13 protein-coding genes are annotated in these 16,969 nt (G+C 70.6%); 6 read left to right on the top strand and 7 right to left on the bottom strand.

Translation table 11 applies throughout. From position 1 onward, the window contains the following. The first annotated feature begins 262 nt into the window (after nt 1–262). Together IE239_RS11335 and IE239_RS41995 are read left to right on the top strand one after the other, a co-directional pair. Complete coding sequence (locus tag IE239_RS11335) at nt 263–838, top strand: hypothetical protein (RefSeq protein WP_190149117.1); 576 nt, start codon at nt 263–265, stop codon at nt 836–838. Between the two features lie 259 nt (nt 839–1,097). Continuing rightward, on the top strand, nt 1,098–1,532 hold the full coding sequence (locus tag IE239_RS41995) for a hypothetical protein (protein WP_373308085.1): 435 nt from the start codon (nt 1,098–1,100) through the stop codon (nt 1,530–1,532). A gap of 360 nt (nt 1,533–1,892) precedes the next feature. Here IE239_RS41995 and IE239_RS11330 read toward each other — a convergent pair whose 3' ends face one another. The 7 genes from IE239_RS11330 to rhaI all read right to left on the bottom strand — a co-directional run bounded on the left by IE239_RS11330 (nt 1,893) and on the right by rhaI (nt 11,882). After that, nucleotides 1,893–3,635 (bottom strand): endo-1,4-beta-xylanase, encoded by a 1,743-nt coding sequence (locus IE239_RS11330; RefSeq protein ID WP_190149116.1) that lies wholly within the window; start codon nt 3,633–3,635, stop codon nt 1,893–1,895. 498 nt (nt 3,636–4,133) lie between these two features. Next, nucleotides 4,134–4,775: a LutC/YkgG family protein gene (locus tag IE239_RS11325; RefSeq protein ID WP_190149115.1), complete on the bottom strand. Its 642-nt coding sequence runs from the start codon at nt 4,773–4,775 to the stop codon at nt 4,134–4,136. After that, nucleotides 4,772–6,274, bottom strand: a complete 1,503-nt coding sequence (locus IE239_RS11320) for a LutB/LldF family L-lactate oxidation iron-sulfur protein (protein ID WP_190149114.1) — start codon at nt 6,272–6,274, stop codon at nt 4,772–4,774. The genes IE239_RS11325 and IE239_RS11320 overlap by 4 nt, the downstream gene beginning before the upstream one ends. Then, nucleotides 6,271–7,026 (bottom strand): (Fe-S)-binding protein, encoded by a 756-nt coding sequence (locus tag IE239_RS11315; protein WP_190149113.1) that lies wholly within the window; start codon nt 7,024–7,026, stop codon nt 6,271–6,273. The genes IE239_RS11320 and IE239_RS11315 overlap by 4 nt, the downstream gene beginning before the upstream one ends. Before the next feature lie 72 nt (nt 7,027–7,098). Beyond that, a complete protein-coding gene (locus IE239_RS11310; RefSeq protein ID WP_190149302.1) occupies nt 7,099–8,535 on the bottom strand; it encodes a rhamnulokinase in 1,437 nt (478 codons plus the stop codon). A gap of 5 nt (nt 8,536–8,540) precedes the next feature. Continuing rightward, complete coding sequence (locus IE239_RS11305) at nt 8,541–10,580, bottom strand: bifunctional aldolase/short-chain dehydrogenase (RefSeq protein WP_190149112.1); 2,040 nt, start codon at nt 10,578–10,580, stop codon at nt 8,541–8,543. Between the two features lie 141 nt (nt 10,581–10,721). Then, on the bottom strand, nt 10,722–11,882 hold the full coding sequence (rhaI, locus tag IE239_RS11300; RefSeq protein ID WP_190149111.1) for an L-rhamnose isomerase: 1,161 nt from the start codon (nt 11,880–11,882) through the stop codon (nt 10,722–10,724). 320 nt (nt 11,883–12,202) lie between these two features. Here rhaI and IE239_RS11295 point away from each other — a divergent pair, with 320 nt between their 5' ends. From IE239_RS11295 to rhaS, 4 genes are read left to right on the top strand one after another with little or no spacing between them, the layout of a single operon-like run. Beyond that, the gene (locus tag IE239_RS11295; protein ID WP_190149110.1) at nt 12,203–13,720 is read left to right on the top strand and encodes a sugar ABC transporter ATP-binding protein; all 1,518 of its coding nucleotides are present in this window, start codon (nt 12,203–12,205) and stop codon (nt 13,718–13,720) included. After that, nucleotides 13,717–14,838 carry an ABC transporter permease gene (locus IE239_RS11290; RefSeq protein WP_229878029.1) on the top strand — a complete coding sequence of 374 codons (1,122 nt, stop codon included), beginning with the start codon at nt 13,717–13,719 and terminating at the stop codon, nt 14,836–14,838. Before IE239_RS11295 ends, IE239_RS11290 begins: the two co-directional genes overlap by 4 nt. Next, nucleotides 14,831–15,838, top strand: coding sequence for an ABC transporter permease (locus tag IE239_RS11285; RefSeq protein ID WP_190149109.1), 1,008 nt, complete (start codon nt 14,831–14,833; stop codon nt 15,836–15,838). The genes IE239_RS11290 and IE239_RS11285 overlap by 8 nt, the downstream gene beginning before the upstream one ends. A 37-nt stretch (nt 15,839–15,875) precedes the next feature. Next, nucleotides 15,876–16,958 (top strand): rhamnose ABC transporter substrate-binding protein, encoded by a 1,083-nt coding sequence (gene rhaS / locus IE239_RS11280; RefSeq protein ID WP_190149108.1) that lies wholly within the window; start codon nt 15,876–15,878, stop codon nt 16,956–16,958. The last annotated feature ends 11 nt before the right edge of the window (nt 16,959–16,969 follow it).

Raw genomic sequence — 16,969 nt, 5'->3', positions numbered from 1 at the left:
CCGGTGTGCTCCCGTACCCGCCGAGCGCGGCGGCCGGCCGGTCGCGCGGGTCGTCCGGCCGCCGGGTTGCTCCCGCCGCGGCGCGCGAGGCCGTGACGTAAGCAGACGCCGTGACGGAAGCAGTGGTCGGAGACCGGCGCTGGTCCGCACCGTCCAAGCGCATGTCCATCCACTTGTCGACCCACGTGTTCACCCACTTCGGCATCAGGTCGGGGAGCCGCCGCGCGTATCAATGTCAGTGGTGCGAGGTACGTTTCGGATCATGGGTGTGTATCTGGTGAGTGTGGACGCTCGGGATTGGCTCGGGCAGCACGAGGGCGGGCACGGAAAGACCGCCGCCGCGCTGAACGAGGAGTTGCGGCGGCGCGGACAGCCGCCGTACCTGCCGGGAGAGCCCTCGGGCTCCGGGAGCGGCTGGTTCGAGGAGAAGATGAGCCCGTCCATGGAGGGCTTCGCCGCACTGTGCCGGGCCCGGCTGACCCGGGCCGAGGAGGAGACCCTCTGCGGGTGGACCGTCCTGGTGCCGCTCTTCCTCGACCGCGAGATCGAGCTGCCGATCGGCACGGCGTACGCCGACGAGACGCTGGTCGCCGGGGCGCCGCAGGTCCTCGCGATCGCGGAGCGGCTGGCCGCCGTCCTCGGCCTGCCCCTGGACGTGATACCGGCGACCGGCAATCTGGCACTGACCCAGTGGTTCCTGGACGGAGAGGGGCGCGAGGTCGCGGCGGCCCGGCCCGGCCCATGGGCCGAGGACCTGGACACCGCCTTCTACGCGGCCGTGTATCTGCGGGCCGCCCAGTACTCCCTGCGCCACGGCTGCCCGATGGCCTACTCCTGAAGCATCCCCGGGCCCGTCCCCGCTCGTCCGTGCCCCCGGCCCGCCCCTCGGTCCGGCCCCGCGCCGTCCCCGTGCACCGCTGAGCTTGTTCGTCAACCTCCGTCCGGCTCCTGTCGGGCCGGCTGGCGGGTGTGGGAGTGATCGGCAGAATCGGGACGCACTGGTCCGCGAAACAGTTGCATACTCGCCAAATGTGCCTTGGTGTCTGGTCGGTTCCGGGGATCCGTGCAGCAGCGAGTACGACTTCATCGGCTCGATCATGGTGCGGTGCCCCAGTTGCGGGAAGGCGGCTCGTGTCGTTCCAGCGTCCGAAGACTCCGATCCCGACGGTCGGATGCTGTTCGGGCCGCGACGCCTGCTCTGCCGAGGCTGCGGGCTGTCACGGGTGTGGAGCCGTCGTCTCGTCACGCTCTCCCGTGGAACAGCTCAACCGGCGAGGGATCCGTACTTCGGTATCCCGTTGTGGCTCCAAGTCGAAACCCGGTATGGGTGGTTGTGGGCCTATAACCTGGAACATCTCGACCTGATCCGCCGTTTCGTCCAAGCGTCGCTGCGAGAGCGGGCGCCCTGGTATGACAGCGGACAGAAGATGACTTTGGTGGCCCGCCTCCCGGCATGGATCAAGCGAGCGAAGAACCGAGACGAGGTCCTGCGTGCTGTCAGTCGGATCCACGCCTCACTGGCTACTGCCTGAGCTGCTCAAAAGACGTCCGAACACCGCTCAAACTTGATTGTCAAAGGCCATTGAGATGCCCAGGTGGGCGGCCGCTGGGTGTCCAGGCTGGTGGCCACCAGAAACCCAGGTGTGTGGCCAGTGGTGTTCCTGAGGGTGGGGGTCAGTGCAAGGGGTCCACTCCCTTGCCTGCGAGGGAGTCGGCTGGGCGGTGTGAATCGCCCGAGGTCGTCATCAGGTGAGCGTGGTGCCACGTGCCACCCTCTCGAGCGACCGTGACCTACTCGACTTCGCCGCCTCATCAAACGCCCCTGGCCCAACAAGACGCTCTTTGACTCTCGCTGCCATCGACACCAAACCGAGAGATCGCACCTTGATTTCTCACGCCTCGTCAAAGGCCTCGAGCAAGCGCTCGTACGCCAGCTTCGGCCGCAGGGCCGCGTCCCACGGCAGGGAATCGGCCGTGCGCGGAGGATAGATCTTGGTGTCGGCGGTGGAACCGTACCGGTCGGTGAATCCCCATGTGGAGAACGATGTGCAATTCGGCTCCTCCAGGCAGACCCGCAGCTTGCCCGCCATCTCATCAGCCTGGGTGTGCTGCCCGTCCTCCTCGTCCTCACCTATGGGGACGTCCATCTCCGACACCCGCGCCTGAACCCCGAGCTCCGCCAGATCCCGCACATGGCTGCGGAAGGTCTCCGGGTCGATGCGGTCGCCGGGTGCGTACTCATGGTTCTGGAAACCCACGCCGTCGATCGGTACGCCGCGCTCCTTGAGCCGCTTGACCAGATCGTAAAGGGCGTCCCACCGCTCGCCTTCCTCCTCGACCCCGTACTCGTTGAGGAACAGTCGTGCCTTCGGATCGGCCCGGTGGGCGGCCCTGAACGCCTCGTCGATGTACTCCTCGCCCATGGCCTCGAACCACGGGCTCTGCTCGGAGCGCAGACCATGATCCCCGTTGGTGTAGCTCTTCTCGTCGTCGGACATGGGCTCGTTGACCACATCCCATTCCGCGACCTTTCCCCTGAAGTGCCCGGCGACCATGGCGATGTGCCGGAGCATGGTCCGGCGCACCTCCTCGGGGTCGTCGTTCTCCCGCATCCAGTTGGGCAGAGCCTCGTGCCAGACGAGGGTGTGCGCGTGCACCTTCATGTCGTTTGCGCGGGCGAAGCGTACGAGTAGGTCCGCGTCGCGGAAGTCGTAGACGCCCCGGCGTGGGTGCAGGAACTGTGGCTTGAACGCGTTCTCCGGAGTGAGCGTGGAGAACTGGCTTCCCGCGAGCGCCCGGTAGCGTGAGTCGGTGAGCAGCGGGTTCTCGGCCAGGGCGGCGCCGACGTCGAACGGCCGCCCCACGTCTGCGGCCCGCGCACGCAGCGAGTCGTCGGACTGCTCCTGGCGTAGCTGCGGCGCCTTGATCACGCGGAGCGAGTCACCGCTCTCTGCCCGCGCGGTCAGCTGCGTCAGACGCCATCCCTCGCGGCGCTCGTCTTCGCCCGCGTCCGCCTCCAGACCGAACCAGACAGTGCCCTCGGCGAACACCCCCGGGTCCTGCACGGTTCCCAGCCGCCGCCCGTCGGCTTTCACGCGGAAGGTGTCACCGATGCTCGACACGGCGAGTGTCACCGTCCCGAAGCAGCCGCAGTCGAAATCCTTGGAGGTGGCCGGCTCATCGCCCTCGCCGTCCCATATCTGTACCTTCACTTGTCCGTCAGCGGTCACGCCGACGCGGAGTGAGGGCCGCTCCTGCCGCCACTCGTCGTAGATGACCGGTACACGTCCGTACAGCCGCAGCCATGAGTCGCCGTCATCGTCACCCACACCGGACATGCGCGCGGTGACGGTGAAGTCGCCATCAGACCTAAGATGCGGGCCGGCCAGGTTCAGCGGGGGGTTGGGCTGGCCGCCGGAGGAGTCCTGCTCCACGATGTGCCGATCCAATGCGCTGACCCGCAGGATGTCGTTCCGCGCGGTGGTGCCCGGCATCTGCGTCCAGTCGTGGTTCCGCAGCAGGTCTTCGTCGTTTCCGCCGCCCGCGCCTTGGCCGTGCCCCGTACACCCGGCCGCCACCGCCATGACGAGCACCACGGCGGTCAGTCGCTGCCACGTCCCCCCACCGAGGCTCACGGTCCCTCCCACTCTCTTGTTCGAGACGAGATCAACGTCTCGAAACCGGGCCACAGTTCATCACACGTGAGGTACGGCGGCCTTGTGTGGCACGTCCCAGCTCGTGTGGCGGAAGTGGGCCCGGATCGTTGCGGCCTGCGCGGAAGGCGCATCGAACGCGCGTGTGCCAGCGGACTTCAGGGTATCCACGGAGACGGTACGCAAGTACGCTCACTGTTCGCTGACCGGCGGATGGTGGGACTGGCGGACGAGCCGCCGCCACAAGTCAGAACTGGTACTCAGCGAGGCTGAGCGTACGGAGTTGACGCGCTGGTCGTGAGAGGCGATGACGACCGGGCCGGGATCGGCGCCGGGGCTGCTGGTGTCGACATTGGTGATGCACTTGCCGTCGACGATCTCCCGCCGAGGCCCCTTCTACGGATCCAGCCGTCCGCGCCCCACAGCCGGGGATCAAGAAATCCTACTGAAGCCCGCGTCCGGGGCGCCGGAAGGGGTGGTTCAGCCGACCAGAATCACCTCCAGGGTGCGCGGACCGTGCACCCCCTCCACCCGGTCCAATTCGATGTCGCTGGTCGCCGAAGGGCCGGAGATCCACGTCAACGGACGTCCGGGATCGAGTCGTTCGAGTGCCTGCGGCACGGAGGACACCACCTGGCCGGGCACGCGCACCACGCAGATGTGGTGATCCGGAATCAGGGTGATCCGGCGCCGGCCCTGGTCGGGCCCGCCGTCCAGCACGATCGTTCCGGTCTCGGCGACGGCCACCGCGCACGCCGTGACCACGCTGTCCACCGCGTCGAGTTCGTGCGGGCCGCTCTCCGCCCGGTCCGCCACCCGCGCGACGTCCGTCCCGGCCAGCCAGGACTCCTCCAGCCCGGACGGCACGAGCACGGTCGAAGCCTTCCGCTCCGCCAGCAACCGGGCGAGCAGGGAGGGCAGTTCGTCTTCGCCGCACCGGTGCACGATCGCCCGGTAGTCCGCCAGGTTCTCCGCCAGCAGCTCCACCGTCTCCTCGACGCCGCGCTCGCCGTGCTCGCGCAGATAGCCGCGCGCCACGGCGTCCTCGTACGGAGTGTCGTCCGGTGGCACGTCGGCCAGCGCCCGCCGCACCCGGCCCAGGATCAGTTCCCTGCTGCTCACTTCGTCGTCCCCTCCTCGGCGTTGCCGCCGTTCGTACGCCGCCACCAGTCGCGGAACGGCTCCGCGGGCACCGCGGGCAGATCACGCGCGGCGCTCCACGCCCGGCCGGGGCCGGGCAGGGTCCGCGGGTGCAGTGCGCGCGTGCGCGACGCCAGCCGCTGCCCGGCGCGCAGGGCGCCGGGACGGGCGAACGCCCAGCGTGCCGCCCGCATCGCCGCCCGTTCGGCGGCGTGACCCCTGGCGGGCTTCAGCACCACCTTGTTGCCCTCCCGGGTGACCGTGCCGCCCTCGACGACGCGTTCCCGCAGGTGCACCAGCACCTCCGGGATGTCGATCGCGACCGGACACACCTCGTAGCAGGCGCCGCACAGCGAGGAGGCGTACGGCAGCGAGGCGTCGATCTCGCTCCCGGTGCCCCGGAGCTGGGGGCTGAGGATCGCGCCGATCGGGCCCGGGTACACCGAGCCGTAGGCGTGGCCGCCGGCCCGCTCGTACACGGGGCAGACGTTCAGACAGGCCGAGCAACGGATGCAGCGCAGTGCCTGGCGGCCGACCTCGTCGGCGAGGGTGTCGGTGCGTCCGTTGTCCAGCAGCACCAGGTGGAAGGCGCGCGGGCCGTCGCCTTCCCCGGCGCGGCCGTCCCTGGTGCCGGTCCATGTCGACGTGTACGGGTTCATGCGCTCGGCCGTCGAGGAGCGCGGCAGCGTCTGGAGGAAGACCTCGAGGTCGCGCCAGGTGGGCACGATCTTCTCGATGCCGACGACGGAGATCAGCGTCTGCGGCAGGGTGAGACACATGCGGCCGTTGCCCTCGGACTCGACGACCACCAGGGTGCCGGTCTCGGCGACCATGAAGTTCGCGCCGGAGATCCCGACCTTCGCCCGCAGGAACTTCTCGCGCAGATGGAGCCGGGCCGCCTCGGCGAGCTCGGCGGGCGTGTCGGTGAGGCCCTCCGGGGCCGGGCGGCCCCACTCGCCCATCTCCGCACGGAAGATGTCCCGGATCTCGCCCCGGTTGCGGTGGATGGCCGGGACCAGGATGTGAGAGGGACGGTCCTTGCCCAACTGGACGATCAGCTCGGCGAGATCGGTCTCGTAGGCCCGGATGCCCTCGGCCTCCAGCGCCTCGTTGAGCCCGATCTCCTGCGTCGCCATGGACTTGACCTTGACGACCTCCGACTCGCCGGTCTCCTTGACCAGACGGGTCACGATCCGGTTGGCCTCCTCCGCGTCGGCCGCCCAGTGGACCGTGCCGCCGGCCGCCGTGACCGCCTCCTCCAACTGCACCAGGTAGCGGTCGAGATGACGGAGCGTATGATCCTTGATCCGCTTGCCGGCCTCCCGCAGTTCGGCCCAGTCGGACACCTCGGCCACCGCCGCCGCGCGCTTGGCGCGGATGGTGTGCGTGGCGTGCCGCAGATTGCCGCGCAGGGTGGGATCGGCGACCGCCTCGCGCGCGGCCTCCGGAAACGCCGGCATCCCGACGAACGTCCCGCTCACAGCGCCGGCTCCCGTTCCGTGCTCGCGAGGATCTCCGCCAGGTGCACCGGCCGCATGCCGGTCCGCAGCCGGGTCATGGTTCCTCCGATGTGCATCAGACAGGAGTTGTCGGCCGCGCACAGCACCTCCGCTCCCGTCGCCTCGGCGTTGCGCACCTTGTCGGTTCCCATCGCCGCCGAGACGTCCGCGTTCTTCAGGGCGAAGGTGCCGCCGAAGCCGCAGCACTCGTCGGCCCCCGGCAGTTCGACCAGCTCCAGGCCCTCGACGGCCTGGAGCAGCCGCCGGGGCCGGTCCCCGAGCCCCAGCCCGCGCAGCCCGTGACACGTCGGGTGGTAGGTCACCGTGTGAGGGTAGTACGCGCCGACGTCGGTCACTCCGAGCACGTCCACCAGGAACTCGGTGAGTTCGTAGGTCTTCGGGACCACCGGGGCCAGAGTGGCGGCCAACGCGTCGCCGCGCCCTTCGGCCCGGGCGCGCTCACCCATCCGCGGATACAGCTCCCGCACCATCGCCCCGCACGACCCGGACGGCGTCACGATCGCCTCGTACTCTCCGAAGACATCGGAGAAATGCCGAGCCAGCGGTTCTGCCTCATGGCGGTAACCGGTGTTGTAATGCGCCTGGCCGCAGCAGGTCTGCGCCATCGGGAAGTCGACCTCTACGCCCAGCCTGGTCAGCAGTTTCACCACAGCGCGGCCGGTGTCCGGATAGAGCGTGTCGTTGACACAGGTCAGGAACAGAGCGACACGCATCGCGGCTCCTTGAGGTAGGTCATCGGATGAGTGAAGAGTAGTCCGGCCCGGCGCTCCGGGGGAGACCCCGGCTCAGCGCAGGGCGAGCCGGGCCTCCGCCTCCCGCCACCGCTCGGCGTCTCCCTGTGGCTCGTAGCGCGTCAGCGGCTGCGTACGGGCGAGCAGCCGGCGCATGCCGGCGCGGTCGCCGACCAGTCCGTGGGCCCGCGCCTGGACGAGCACGTTGCCGAGAGCCGCGGCCTCCGTCGGACCGGCCACCACCGGCAGCCCGCAGGCGTCGGCGGTCAGCCGGCACAGCAGCGCGTTGCGGGTGCCGCCGCCGACGATGTGCACGACGTCGACGGGCCGGTCCGCCAGGCGCTGGGCGTCGGCGATCGCCCGCCGGTGGGCGAGGGCCAGGGAGTCGAGGATGCAGCGGGTGATCTCACCGGGCGTGCGCGGAACCGGCTGCCCCGACGCCCGGCACGCCTCGGCGATCCGCTCCGGCATCCGGCCGGGCGCGAGGAAGGCGGCGTCGCCCGCGTCGACGACCGACCGCAGCGCGGGCGCGGCGGCCGCGTCCCGCAGCAGTGCGTCCAGGTCCGGCTCGCCCCAGGCCCGCACGCACTCCTGGAGCAGCCACAGCCCCATGATGTTGCGGAGGTAGCGGACGGTGCCGTCCAGCCCCAGCTCGTTGGTGAAGTTGGCGGCGCGACTGTCCTCGGTGAGCACGGGCGCCGTCAGTTCCAGTCCGGCCAGCGACCAGGTGCCGGTGCAGATGTAGGCGAAGCGCTCGCCCACGGCCGGGACGGCTGCCACGGCGGACGCGGTGTCGTGCGAGCCCACCGCGGTCACCGGCACCGGGCCGGTCAGCCCCGTCTCCGCCAGCACCTGGGGCCGCAGCAGCCCCGCAGGGTCGCCGGGCCGCCGCAGCGGAGCGAACAGCTCCAGGTCGATGCCGAGCCGCGCGGCGACGTCGTGGCGCCAGTCCCCGGTGCGCGGGTCGATCAGCTGGGTCGTCGAGGCGTTGGTCAGCTCCGTGCCCTGCTCGCCCGTCAGCCAGTAGGACAGCAGGTCGGGGATGAGCAACAGCCGTCGCGCCTGGGCAAGTCGAGCCGTGCCGGCCGCCGCCGTCAGCTGGTACAGGGTGTTGAAGGGCGCGTACTGCAGGCCCGTCGCCGCGTACAGCTCGGCCGCCGGCACGGTGGCCCACACCTTCTCGGCGACGCCCTCGGTACGCGCGTCCCGGTAGTGCACCGGGTTGCCCAGCAGTTCCCCGTCGGCGTCCAGCAGGCCGTAGTCGACGGCCCAGCTGTCGATGCCGACGGAGTCCACCGGGCCGGCCGCGCGCAGCCCGTCCAGCACGCCCGCGTACAGGGACAGCACATCCCAGCGCAGGCCCTCGGGCACCAGCACCGGCCGGTTGGGGAAGCGGTGCGCCTCGGTCAGCTCCAGGGTGTCCGGGCCGACCCGGCCGACCATGACGCGCCCGCTGGACGCGCCGAGGTCGACGGCCGCGTACGCCTTCACGGCCGTCACCGGAGGAACGCGGCCGCCACACCCGCGTCGACGGGGACGTGCAGTCCGGTGGTGTGGGTGAGCTCGCCGCCGGTCAGCGCGAACACGGCGTTCGCCACGTGCTCGGGCAGCACCTCGCGCTTGAGGATGGTCCGCTGGGCGTAGAACTCGCCCAGCTTGTCCTCCTCCACTCCGTAGACGGCCGCGCGCTGGGCGCCCCAGCCGCCCGCGAAGATGCCGGACCCGCGCACCACGCCGTCGGGGTTGACCCCGTTGACGCGGATGCCGTGCTCGCCCAGCTCGGCGGCGAGCAGCCGCACCTGGTGGGCCTGGTCGGCCTTGGTGGCGGAGTAGGCGATGTTGTTCGGACCGGCGAAGACGGCGTTCTTCGAGGCGATGTAGACGATGTCGCCACCCAGCTTCTGCGCGATCATCACCCGGGCCGCCTCGCGCGACACGAGGAAGGAGCCGCGGGCCATGATGTCGTGCTGCAGGTCCCAGTCCCCGGCCGAGGTCTCCAGCAGCGGCTTGGAGATGGAGATGCCGGCGTTGTTGACCACCAGGTCGACCCCGCCGAAGGCGAGCACGGCGGCCTCGAAGGCGCGGGCGATCTGCTCCTCGGACGTCACGTCGACGGTGACGGCGACGGCCTTGTCGGCCCCGCCCAGCTCCTCGGCGACGGCGGCCGCGTTCCCGGCGTTCAGATCGGCGACGACGACGCAGGCGCCCTCGGCGGACAGCCGGTGCGCGATCGCCCTGCCGATCCCGCTGCCGCCGCCCGTCACCAGGGCCACCCGGGTGGCCAGGGCCTTCGGCTTCGGCATCCGCCGCAGCTTGGCCTCCTCCAGGGCCCAGTACTCGATGCGGAACTTCTCGGACTCCTCGATCGGCGCGTACGACGACACCGACTCGGCGCCCCGCATCACGTTGACCGCGTTGACGTAGAACTCGCCGGCGACCCTGGCGGTCTGCTTGTCCTTGCCGAAGGAGAACATGCCCACGCCCGGCACCAGCACGATCGCCGGGTCGGCGCCGCGCATCGCGGGTGAGCCGGGCTCGGCGTGCCGCGCGTAGTAGGCGGCGTACTCCTCGCGGTAGGCGGCGTGCAGCTCCGCCAGCCGGGCGAGGACGTCCTGCGGTGCGGCGGTGGGCGGCAGGTCCAGGACGAGCGGCCGCACCTTGGTGCGCAGGAAGTGGTCCGGGCAGGAGGTGCCGAGCGCGGCGAGCCGCGGGTGTTCGGCCCGCGCCAGGAAGTCCAGCACGGTCTCGGAGTCGGTGAAGTGCCCGACCTGCGGCCGGTCCTGCGAGGCGATCGCCCGCACGTGCGGGGCGAGCGCCGCGGCCCGTCGCCGGCGCTCCTCCTCGGGCAGCGCCTCGTACCCGGCGAGGACCGGCCCGAAGGGCTCGGCCTTCCCCTTCTCCGCGAGGAACGTCTCGGCGGTGCGGATGATGTGCAGCGAGTTGCGCTCGCACTCCTCGGCGGTGTCGCCCCAGGCGGTGATGCCGTGCCCGCCCAGCACCACACCGATCGCCCGCGGGTTCGCCTCCTTGATGGCGGCGATGTCCAGGCCGAGCTGGAAGCCGGGCCGCCGCCACGGCACCCACGCCACCGCGTCCCCGAAGCACTCGGAGGTCAGCTTCTCCCCGTCCGCCGCACAGGCGAGCGCGATCCCGGAGTCCGGGTGCAGGTGGTCGACGTGGGCGGCGTCGACGAGTCCGTGCATGGCGGTGTCGATGGACGGAGCCGCCCCGCCCTTGCCGTGCAGGCAGTAGTCGAACGCGGCGACCATCTCGTCCTCGCGCTCGACGCCGGGGTAGACGTCGACGAGCCCGCGCAGCCGGTCCAGCCTGAGCACGGCGAGCCCGGCCTCGGTGAGCGTGCCGAGATCGCCGCCCGAGCCCTTCACCCACATCAGCTCGACGTCGCCGCCGGTCACGGGATCGGTGTCGGAGCCCTTGGCCGACGCGTTCCCGCCGGCGTAGTTGGTGTTGCGGGGATCGGCGCCGAGCCGGTGCGAGCGGGCCAGGAGAGCGGCGGCTTCGGGGTGCGTGGACATGCGGATTCCTCACTTCTGGAACACGGGTGACGGAGCGCGCCCGTCAGGGACGCGGGGTGGTGTCTGCATGCGGCTCCGCCGCGTGGGCGCGACCGGCCACGGCGGGCCCGCAGTCCGGGACGCGCGGGCGAGGGCGGACGCTCACGCCCCCCACCCGGCCTGCTCCCCTCCGACCCGCGAGGCGACGATCTTCTCGGCCCATCCGGACGCCTTGTACGCGGCGATCGGGTCCGGGGCGATCCCCATCTCCTCCCGCACCTCCCGCAGCAGCGGCCGCACGTCCGTGTTGTACGCGTCCATCAGCACGGCGTTGGCCTCCAGCACATCCCCGGACGCCTGCGCGGCGGCCAGCGCCGACCGGTCGACGAGCAGTGCCTTGGCCGTCGCCTCCTGCACGTTCATCACGGACCGGATGATGGCCGGGATCTTCGCCTCGATGTTGTGGCACTGGTCGAGCATGAACGCCACGTCGGAGGTGAGCCCGCCCCCGCGCACGACCTCGTACATGATGCGGAACAGCTGGAAGGGGTCGGCGGCGCCGACCATGAGGTCGTCGTCGGCGTAGAAGCGCGAGTTGAAGTCGAACCCGCCGAGCCTGTTCTCGCGCAGCAGCGTGGCGACGATGAACTCGATGTTGGTCCCGGGCGCGTGGTGCCCCGTGTCGACCACGACCTGCGCCTTCGGGCCCAGCTTCAGACAGTGCGCGTACGCCGTCCCCCAGTCCGGCACGTCCGTCGAGTAGAAGGCCGGCTCGAAGAACTTGTACTCCAGCAGCATCCGCTGCCCGTCGCCGAGCCGCGCGTACACCTCGGCCAGCCCCTCGGCCAGCCGGTCCTGCCGTGCGCGCAGGTCGTCCTGGCCGGGATAGTTGGTCCCGTCCGCGAACCACAGCTTCAGATCGGCCGAGCCCGTCGCGTCCATGATGTCGACGCAGGCAAGCAGGTGATCGACGGCCTTGCGCCGTACCGCCGCCTCCGGGTGGCAGATGCTGCCGAGTCGGTAGGCGTCGTCCTGGAACGTGTTGGAGTTGATGGCCCCCAGCTTCACGCCCCGGTCCTCGGCATGTTTCGCAAGTGCGGAGTAGTCCTCCACTTCGTCCCACGGGATGTGCAGCGCGACGGTCGGCGCCACGCCGGTGAACGCGTGCACCTGTGCGGCGTCCTCCAGCTTCTCCTGCGGGGTACGGGGGACGCCCTGCTGGGCGAACACCTTGAACCGGGTCCCCGAGTTCCCGTACGCCCACGACGGTGTCTCGACGGCCTGGGTCTTCAGCGCGGCCTTCACCGCTGCGAGGTCGGTCACTTCGGGCTCCTGTGACATCGGTCCGGAAGTACATCCGCAGCGGCTGCCAGAGCCTTCCGAGGACGCTTCCGGACCTGCTGCTGATGAAACGATTCAGAACGGGAAGCTATGAGCCCGTCGGGGGAGTGTCAAGCCCCCGGGCCTGGCTCGCCTTCCGTGACCGCCGCGTGACCTACGACTATCGAAAGATTTTCGACACGGACCCATTGACGTGACAAGCCCGCGATGCCTAACGTCCCGGCAATCCAGTTGAAACCTTTCACGTCGTCGTGACGGCCCCCCCGGGGCGTCGGTCCGCGGACGTCGTCGAGGAGCCACCCATGACCCACCCGTCCGACACGGGACCTGCCCCGGTGCTGGCGCTGAAGGACGTAGCCAAGTCCTTCGGCGCCGTACGCGCCCTGCGGGGCGTCTCCCTGGAGCTGTTCCCCGGCGAGGTCCACGCCCTCGCCGGCGAGAACGGCGCGGGCAAGTCGACCCTGATCAAAACCCTCGCGGGGGTGCACCGACCGGACGCCGGCCGGGTGCTGCTCGACGGCGAGCCCGTCGTCTTCCACGGCCCCGGCGACGCCCGCGACGCCGGCATCGCCGTGATCTACCAGGAGCCCACGCTCTTCCCCGACCTGTCGATCGCCGAGAACATCTTCATGGGCCGCCGGCCCCGACGCGCCCTCGGCCGCATCGACCACAAGGCCACCCGCGCGGCCACCGTCGCCCTGATGAAGCGCCTCGGCGTCGACCTCGACCCCGACCGGCCGGCGCGCGGACTGTCCATCGCCGACCAGCAGATCGTCGAGATCGCCAAGGCGCTCTCCTTCGACGCCCGTGTCCTGATCATGGACGAGCCGACCGCGGCCCTCACCGGCAGCGAGGTCGCCCGCCTCTTCGGCGTGGTGCGCACCCTGCGCGAACAGGGAGCGGCGGTCCTGTTCATCTCCCACCGGCTGGAGGAGATCTTCGAGATCTGCGGTCGGGTGACCACCCTGCGCGACGGCGCGTGGATCGCCAGCGAGCCGGTCGACGGCATGACCGAGGACGACCTGGTCCGCCGGATGGTCGGCCGCGACCTCGACGAGCTCTACCCCAAGCAGGACGTCACGCCCGGCGAGGTCGCCCTCAGCGTCCGCCGGCTGACCCGCGAGGGCGTCTTCACCGACGTCTCCTTCGAGGTCCGCCGCGGTGAGATCGTGGGCCTCGCCGGACTCGTGGGCGCCGGCCGCACCGAGGTCGCCCGCGCGGTCTTCGGCATCGACCGCTGGGACGCCGGCGAGGTCGTCGTGGACGGCCGCCCGCTCACCAACGGCGCGCCCTCCACCGCGATGACCGCCGGCCTCGCCCTGGTGCCCGAGGACCGGCGCGCCCAGGGTCTGGTGATGGACATGTCCATCGAACGCAACATCGGCCTCACCGGCCTGCGCACCACCGTGAAGGCCGGTCTGATGGACCGCGGCGCCGAGCGCAGCCGCGCCCTCGACTGGGCGGTCAGGCTCCAGGTGAAGTACGCCCGGATCGCCGACACCGTCAACACGCTCTCGGGCGGCAACCAGCAGAAAGTCGTCCTCGCCAAGTGGCTGGCCACCGGCCCCAAGGTGCTGATCGTCGACGAGCCGACCCGCGGCATCGACGTCGGCACCAAGGCCGAGGTGCACCGGCTGCTGTCCGAGCTGGCCGCCGACGGGGTCGCCGTCCTGATGATCTCCTCCGACCTGCCCGAGATCCTCGGCATGGCCGACCGCGTGCTGGTGATGCACGAGGGCCGGCTCACCGCCGAGATCGCCCGCACCGAAGCCACCGAGGAGAGCGTGATGGCCGCAGCCACGGGGAGGGCCGCCGCATGACGGTGACCACTCCCGAACAGGCCCCCGTCGCCGAGGCGCCCCGGGGCGGCGGCGCCCGGCTCGTCGACCGCGTGTTCAAGATGCGCGAACTCGCCATCCTGGCCGTCTTCCTGGTGATGATCGCCGTCACGCAGGCCGGCAACAGCGAGTTCCTGTCCGAGCAGGGCGTCAAGGACCTCCTGCTCAACGGGACCATCCTGGTGCTGGTCGCCACCGGCCAGTCGCTGGTCGTCATCACCCGCAACGTCGACCTGTCGGTCGGCTCCACCCTCGGCATCAGTGCCTTCGCCGCCGGCACGTACCTGCACGGCGGCGGCGACCCGGTGATCGCGATCGTGCTGGCCGTCCTGCTGGGCGTCGGTTTCGGGCTCCTCAACGGCCTGCTGGTCAGCCTCGGCCAGGTGCCCGCCCTCGTCGTCACCCTCGGCACCCTGTACATCATCCGCGGCGTCGACTCCATCTGGGTCGGCTCCCGGCAGATCACCGCGGCCGACCTGCCCGGCTCGTTCGTGGACTTCGGCTCCGGCGGAGTCTCGGCCGTCCCCTGGCTCGCGCTGATCGCGCTCGTCGTCCTCGTCGCCACCGCCTACTACCTCAAGCACTACGGCAGCGGGCGCGAGCTGTACGCACTCGGCTCCAACCCCGAGGCCGCCCGTCTGGCCGGCATCCCGGTCCGCAAGCGGATCCTCGCCGCCTACACCTTCTGCGGCGGCCTCGCCGGCCTCGCGGGAGCCATGTACCTCGCCCGGTTCGGCAACGTCGACTCCAGCACGGGCAACGGCTACGAACTGACCGTCGTCAGCGCGGTCGTGGTCGGCGGCGTGGTGTTCACCGGCGGCTCCGGCAGCGTCTACGGCGCGGCCCTCGGCGCGCTGCTGCTCACCTCCATCAACAGCGTCCTGCCCGCCCTCGGCGTCAGCTCCGTCTGGGGGCTCGCCATCAACGGCGTCCTGCTCCTGCTGGCCATCGCGGTCGACCGGATCGTGGCCGTGCGCGTGGCGTCCGCGCTGAAGAGGAAGTCGGCCGCGGCCAGGACCGCCGCCGCGCAGACCCCCGTCCAGGCCGCGCAGAGCTCCGCGCGGACCACCGTCAGGAAGGGAGACGCTCACGATGCCTGAGCCGCTCACCCGCGAGAGCCGCCGGCCCGCCCTCAGGTGGGACGGGGTCGTCGGCGCCCTCCTGATCGTCCTGCTGCTGTTCTCCTTCACCTTCGTGGACGGCTTCGGCAACGCGCTGAACCTGTCCTTCCTGATCGGCAACACCCTGCCGATCGCCCTGGTCGCGCTGCCGATGACCCTCCTGGTCGTCTCCGGCGAGATCGACCTGTCGGTCGCCTCCACGGCCGGACTGTCCGGCGCGGTGATGGGCGCCCTGTGGAACCAGGGCATGACGATCGAGGCGATCATCCCGGTCTGCCTGCTGCTCGGCGTGGTCTGCGGGCTCGTCAACGGCCAGCTGGTGACCCGCCTCGGGCTGCCCTCCCTCGCCGTCACCATCGGCACCCTGGCCGCCTACCGGGGCATCGCACAGATCGTCCTCGGCTCCGACGCCGTCACCGACTTCCCCACCCAGTACCTGGACTTCGCGGCCGGCCGGCTCGGGGACACCTTCCTCCCGCAGGCCTTCCTGCCCTTCGTCGTGCTGCTCGCGATCGCGGTGGTGGTCCTGCACGCCACGCCGTTCGGACGCTCGCTGTTCGCGATCGGCGCCGGCGAGGAGGCCGCCCGGTTCGCCGGCATCCGGGTCAAGCGGCACAAGCTGATCCTGTTCACGGTGACCGGCCTGATGGCCTCCCTCACCGGCGTCTTCTGGGCGCTGCACTACGCCAGCGCCCGCTACGACAACGCCACCGGCCTCGAACTCTCCGTCATCGCGGCCGTCCTTCTCGGCGGCATCGACTTCGACGGGGGCAAGGGCACGCTCGGCGGCGCGGTCGCGGGAGTCTTCCTGCTCGGCGCCGCGCAGAACGTGATGAGCCTCCAGGACGTCTCCGCCCAGTCGCAGATCGTCGTCACCGGCGTCCTGCTCGTCGTCTCCGTGCTCGGCCCCCGGGTCGCACGGCAGATCTCCGTCGCGAGGGCGGGCCGCAATGCAGCCGCCTCGACACCGACGTCGTAACCCGCTCCGCCCAGCCTCGTAAAGGACCCACACCATCATGCGCAAGTCATCGCTCCGCCGTGCCTGCACGGCCCTCGTCGCCGTCTCCTCGCTCGCCCTCGCCGCCACCGCCTGCGGCGGCACCACCAAGGAGGACGTGAAGAACGAGAGCACCGGCGCGGCCGCCTCCGCCGGCAAGGCCGACCCGAACGCGGCCACCAAGAAGGGCCTGACCGTCGGCTTCCTGCCCAAGCAGGTCAACAACCCCTACTTCACCTCCGCCGACAAGGGCGGCGAGACGGCCCTGAAGGAGCTGGGATCCAGCTACAAGGAGGTCGGCCCGTCCAGCGCGACGGACACCTCCGGGCAGGTGTCGTACGTCAACACCCTCACCCAGCAGCGGGTCGACGGGATCGCCGTGTCCGCGCAGGACCCGGGGGCGCTGTGCACCGCGCTGAAGCAGGCCATGAGCAACAAGATCAAGGTCGTCACCTACGACTCCGACACCAACCCCGGCTGCCGCAACGCCTTCGTCTCCCAGGCCTCCGCCGAGGACCTCGGCCGCACCGAGGTCCAGCTGCTCGCCGAACAGATCGGCTACAAGGGCGAGATCGCGATCCTGTCGGCCGCGCAGACCGCGACGAACCAGAACGTCTGGATCGACTTCATGAAGAAGGAGCTGGCCGACCCGAAGTACAAGGACGTCAAGCTCGTCAAGGTCGCCTACGGCAACGACGACGCCCAGCAGTCCTTCCAGCAGACGCAGGGCCTGCTCCAGCAGTACCCGAACCTGAAGGGGATCATCTCCCCGACCACCGTCGGCATCAAGGCGGCCGCCCAGTACCTGTCGGGCTCCAAGTACAAGGGCAAGGTCAAGCTGACCGGCCTGGGCACCCCCAACGACATGCGCACCTACGTCAAGAACGGCACCGTCGACGCCTTCGAGCTGTGGGACCCGGCGAAGCTCGGCGCGCTCGCCGCGCAGACCGCGGTGGCGCTCGTCTCGGGCCAGATCAGCGGCAAGGAGGGCGAGACCTTCAAGGCCGGCGGCACCACGTACACCATCGGCAAGGACGGCGTGATCAGCCTCGGCAAGCCGACCGTGTTCGACGCCAAGAACATCGACCAGTTCAACTTCTGATCCCCCAGGGG

It is taken from the genome of Streptomyces humidus (assembly GCF_014649655.1).
GTDB classification, from domain to species: Bacteria; Actinomycetota; Actinomycetes; order Streptomycetales; family Streptomycetaceae; genus Streptomyces; species Streptomyces humidus.
This window is presented reverse-complemented; position numbering and strand designations above follow the sequence as displayed.

What these genes read in the sequence shown, in the direction of transcription:
- IE239_RS11305 (WP_190149112.1), bottom strand. Translation starts at nt 10,580, where the DNA reads ATGTCCACGCACCCCGAAGCCGCCGCTCTCCTGGCCCGCTCGCACCGG.
- IE239_RS11290 (WP_229878029.1), top strand. Translation starts at nt 13,717, where the DNA reads ATGACGGTGACCACTCCCGAACAGGCCCCCGTCGCCGAGGCGCCCCGG.
- IE239_RS41995 (WP_373308085.1), top strand. Translation starts at nt 1,098, where the DNA reads ATGGTGCGGTGCCCCAGTTGCGGGAAGGCGGCTCGTGTCGTTCCAGCG.
- IE239_RS11295 (WP_190149110.1), top strand. Translation starts at nt 12,203, where the DNA reads ATGACCCACCCGTCCGACACGGGACCTGCCCCGGTGCTGGCGCTGAAG.
- rhaS (WP_190149108.1), top strand. Translation starts at nt 15,876, where the DNA reads ATGCGCAAGTCATCGCTCCGCCGTGCCTGCACGGCCCTCGTCGCCGTC.
- IE239_RS11315 (WP_190149113.1), bottom strand. Translation starts at nt 7,026, where the DNA reads ATGCGTGTCGCTCTGTTCCTGACCTGTGTCAACGACACGCTCTATCCG.
- IE239_RS11335 (WP_190149117.1), top strand. Translation starts at nt 263, where the DNA reads ATGGGTGTGTATCTGGTGAGTGTGGACGCTCGGGATTGGCTCGGGCAG.
- IE239_RS11285 (WP_190149109.1), top strand. Translation starts at nt 14,831, where the DNA reads ATGCCTGAGCCGCTCACCCGCGAGAGCCGCCGGCCCGCCCTCAGGTGG.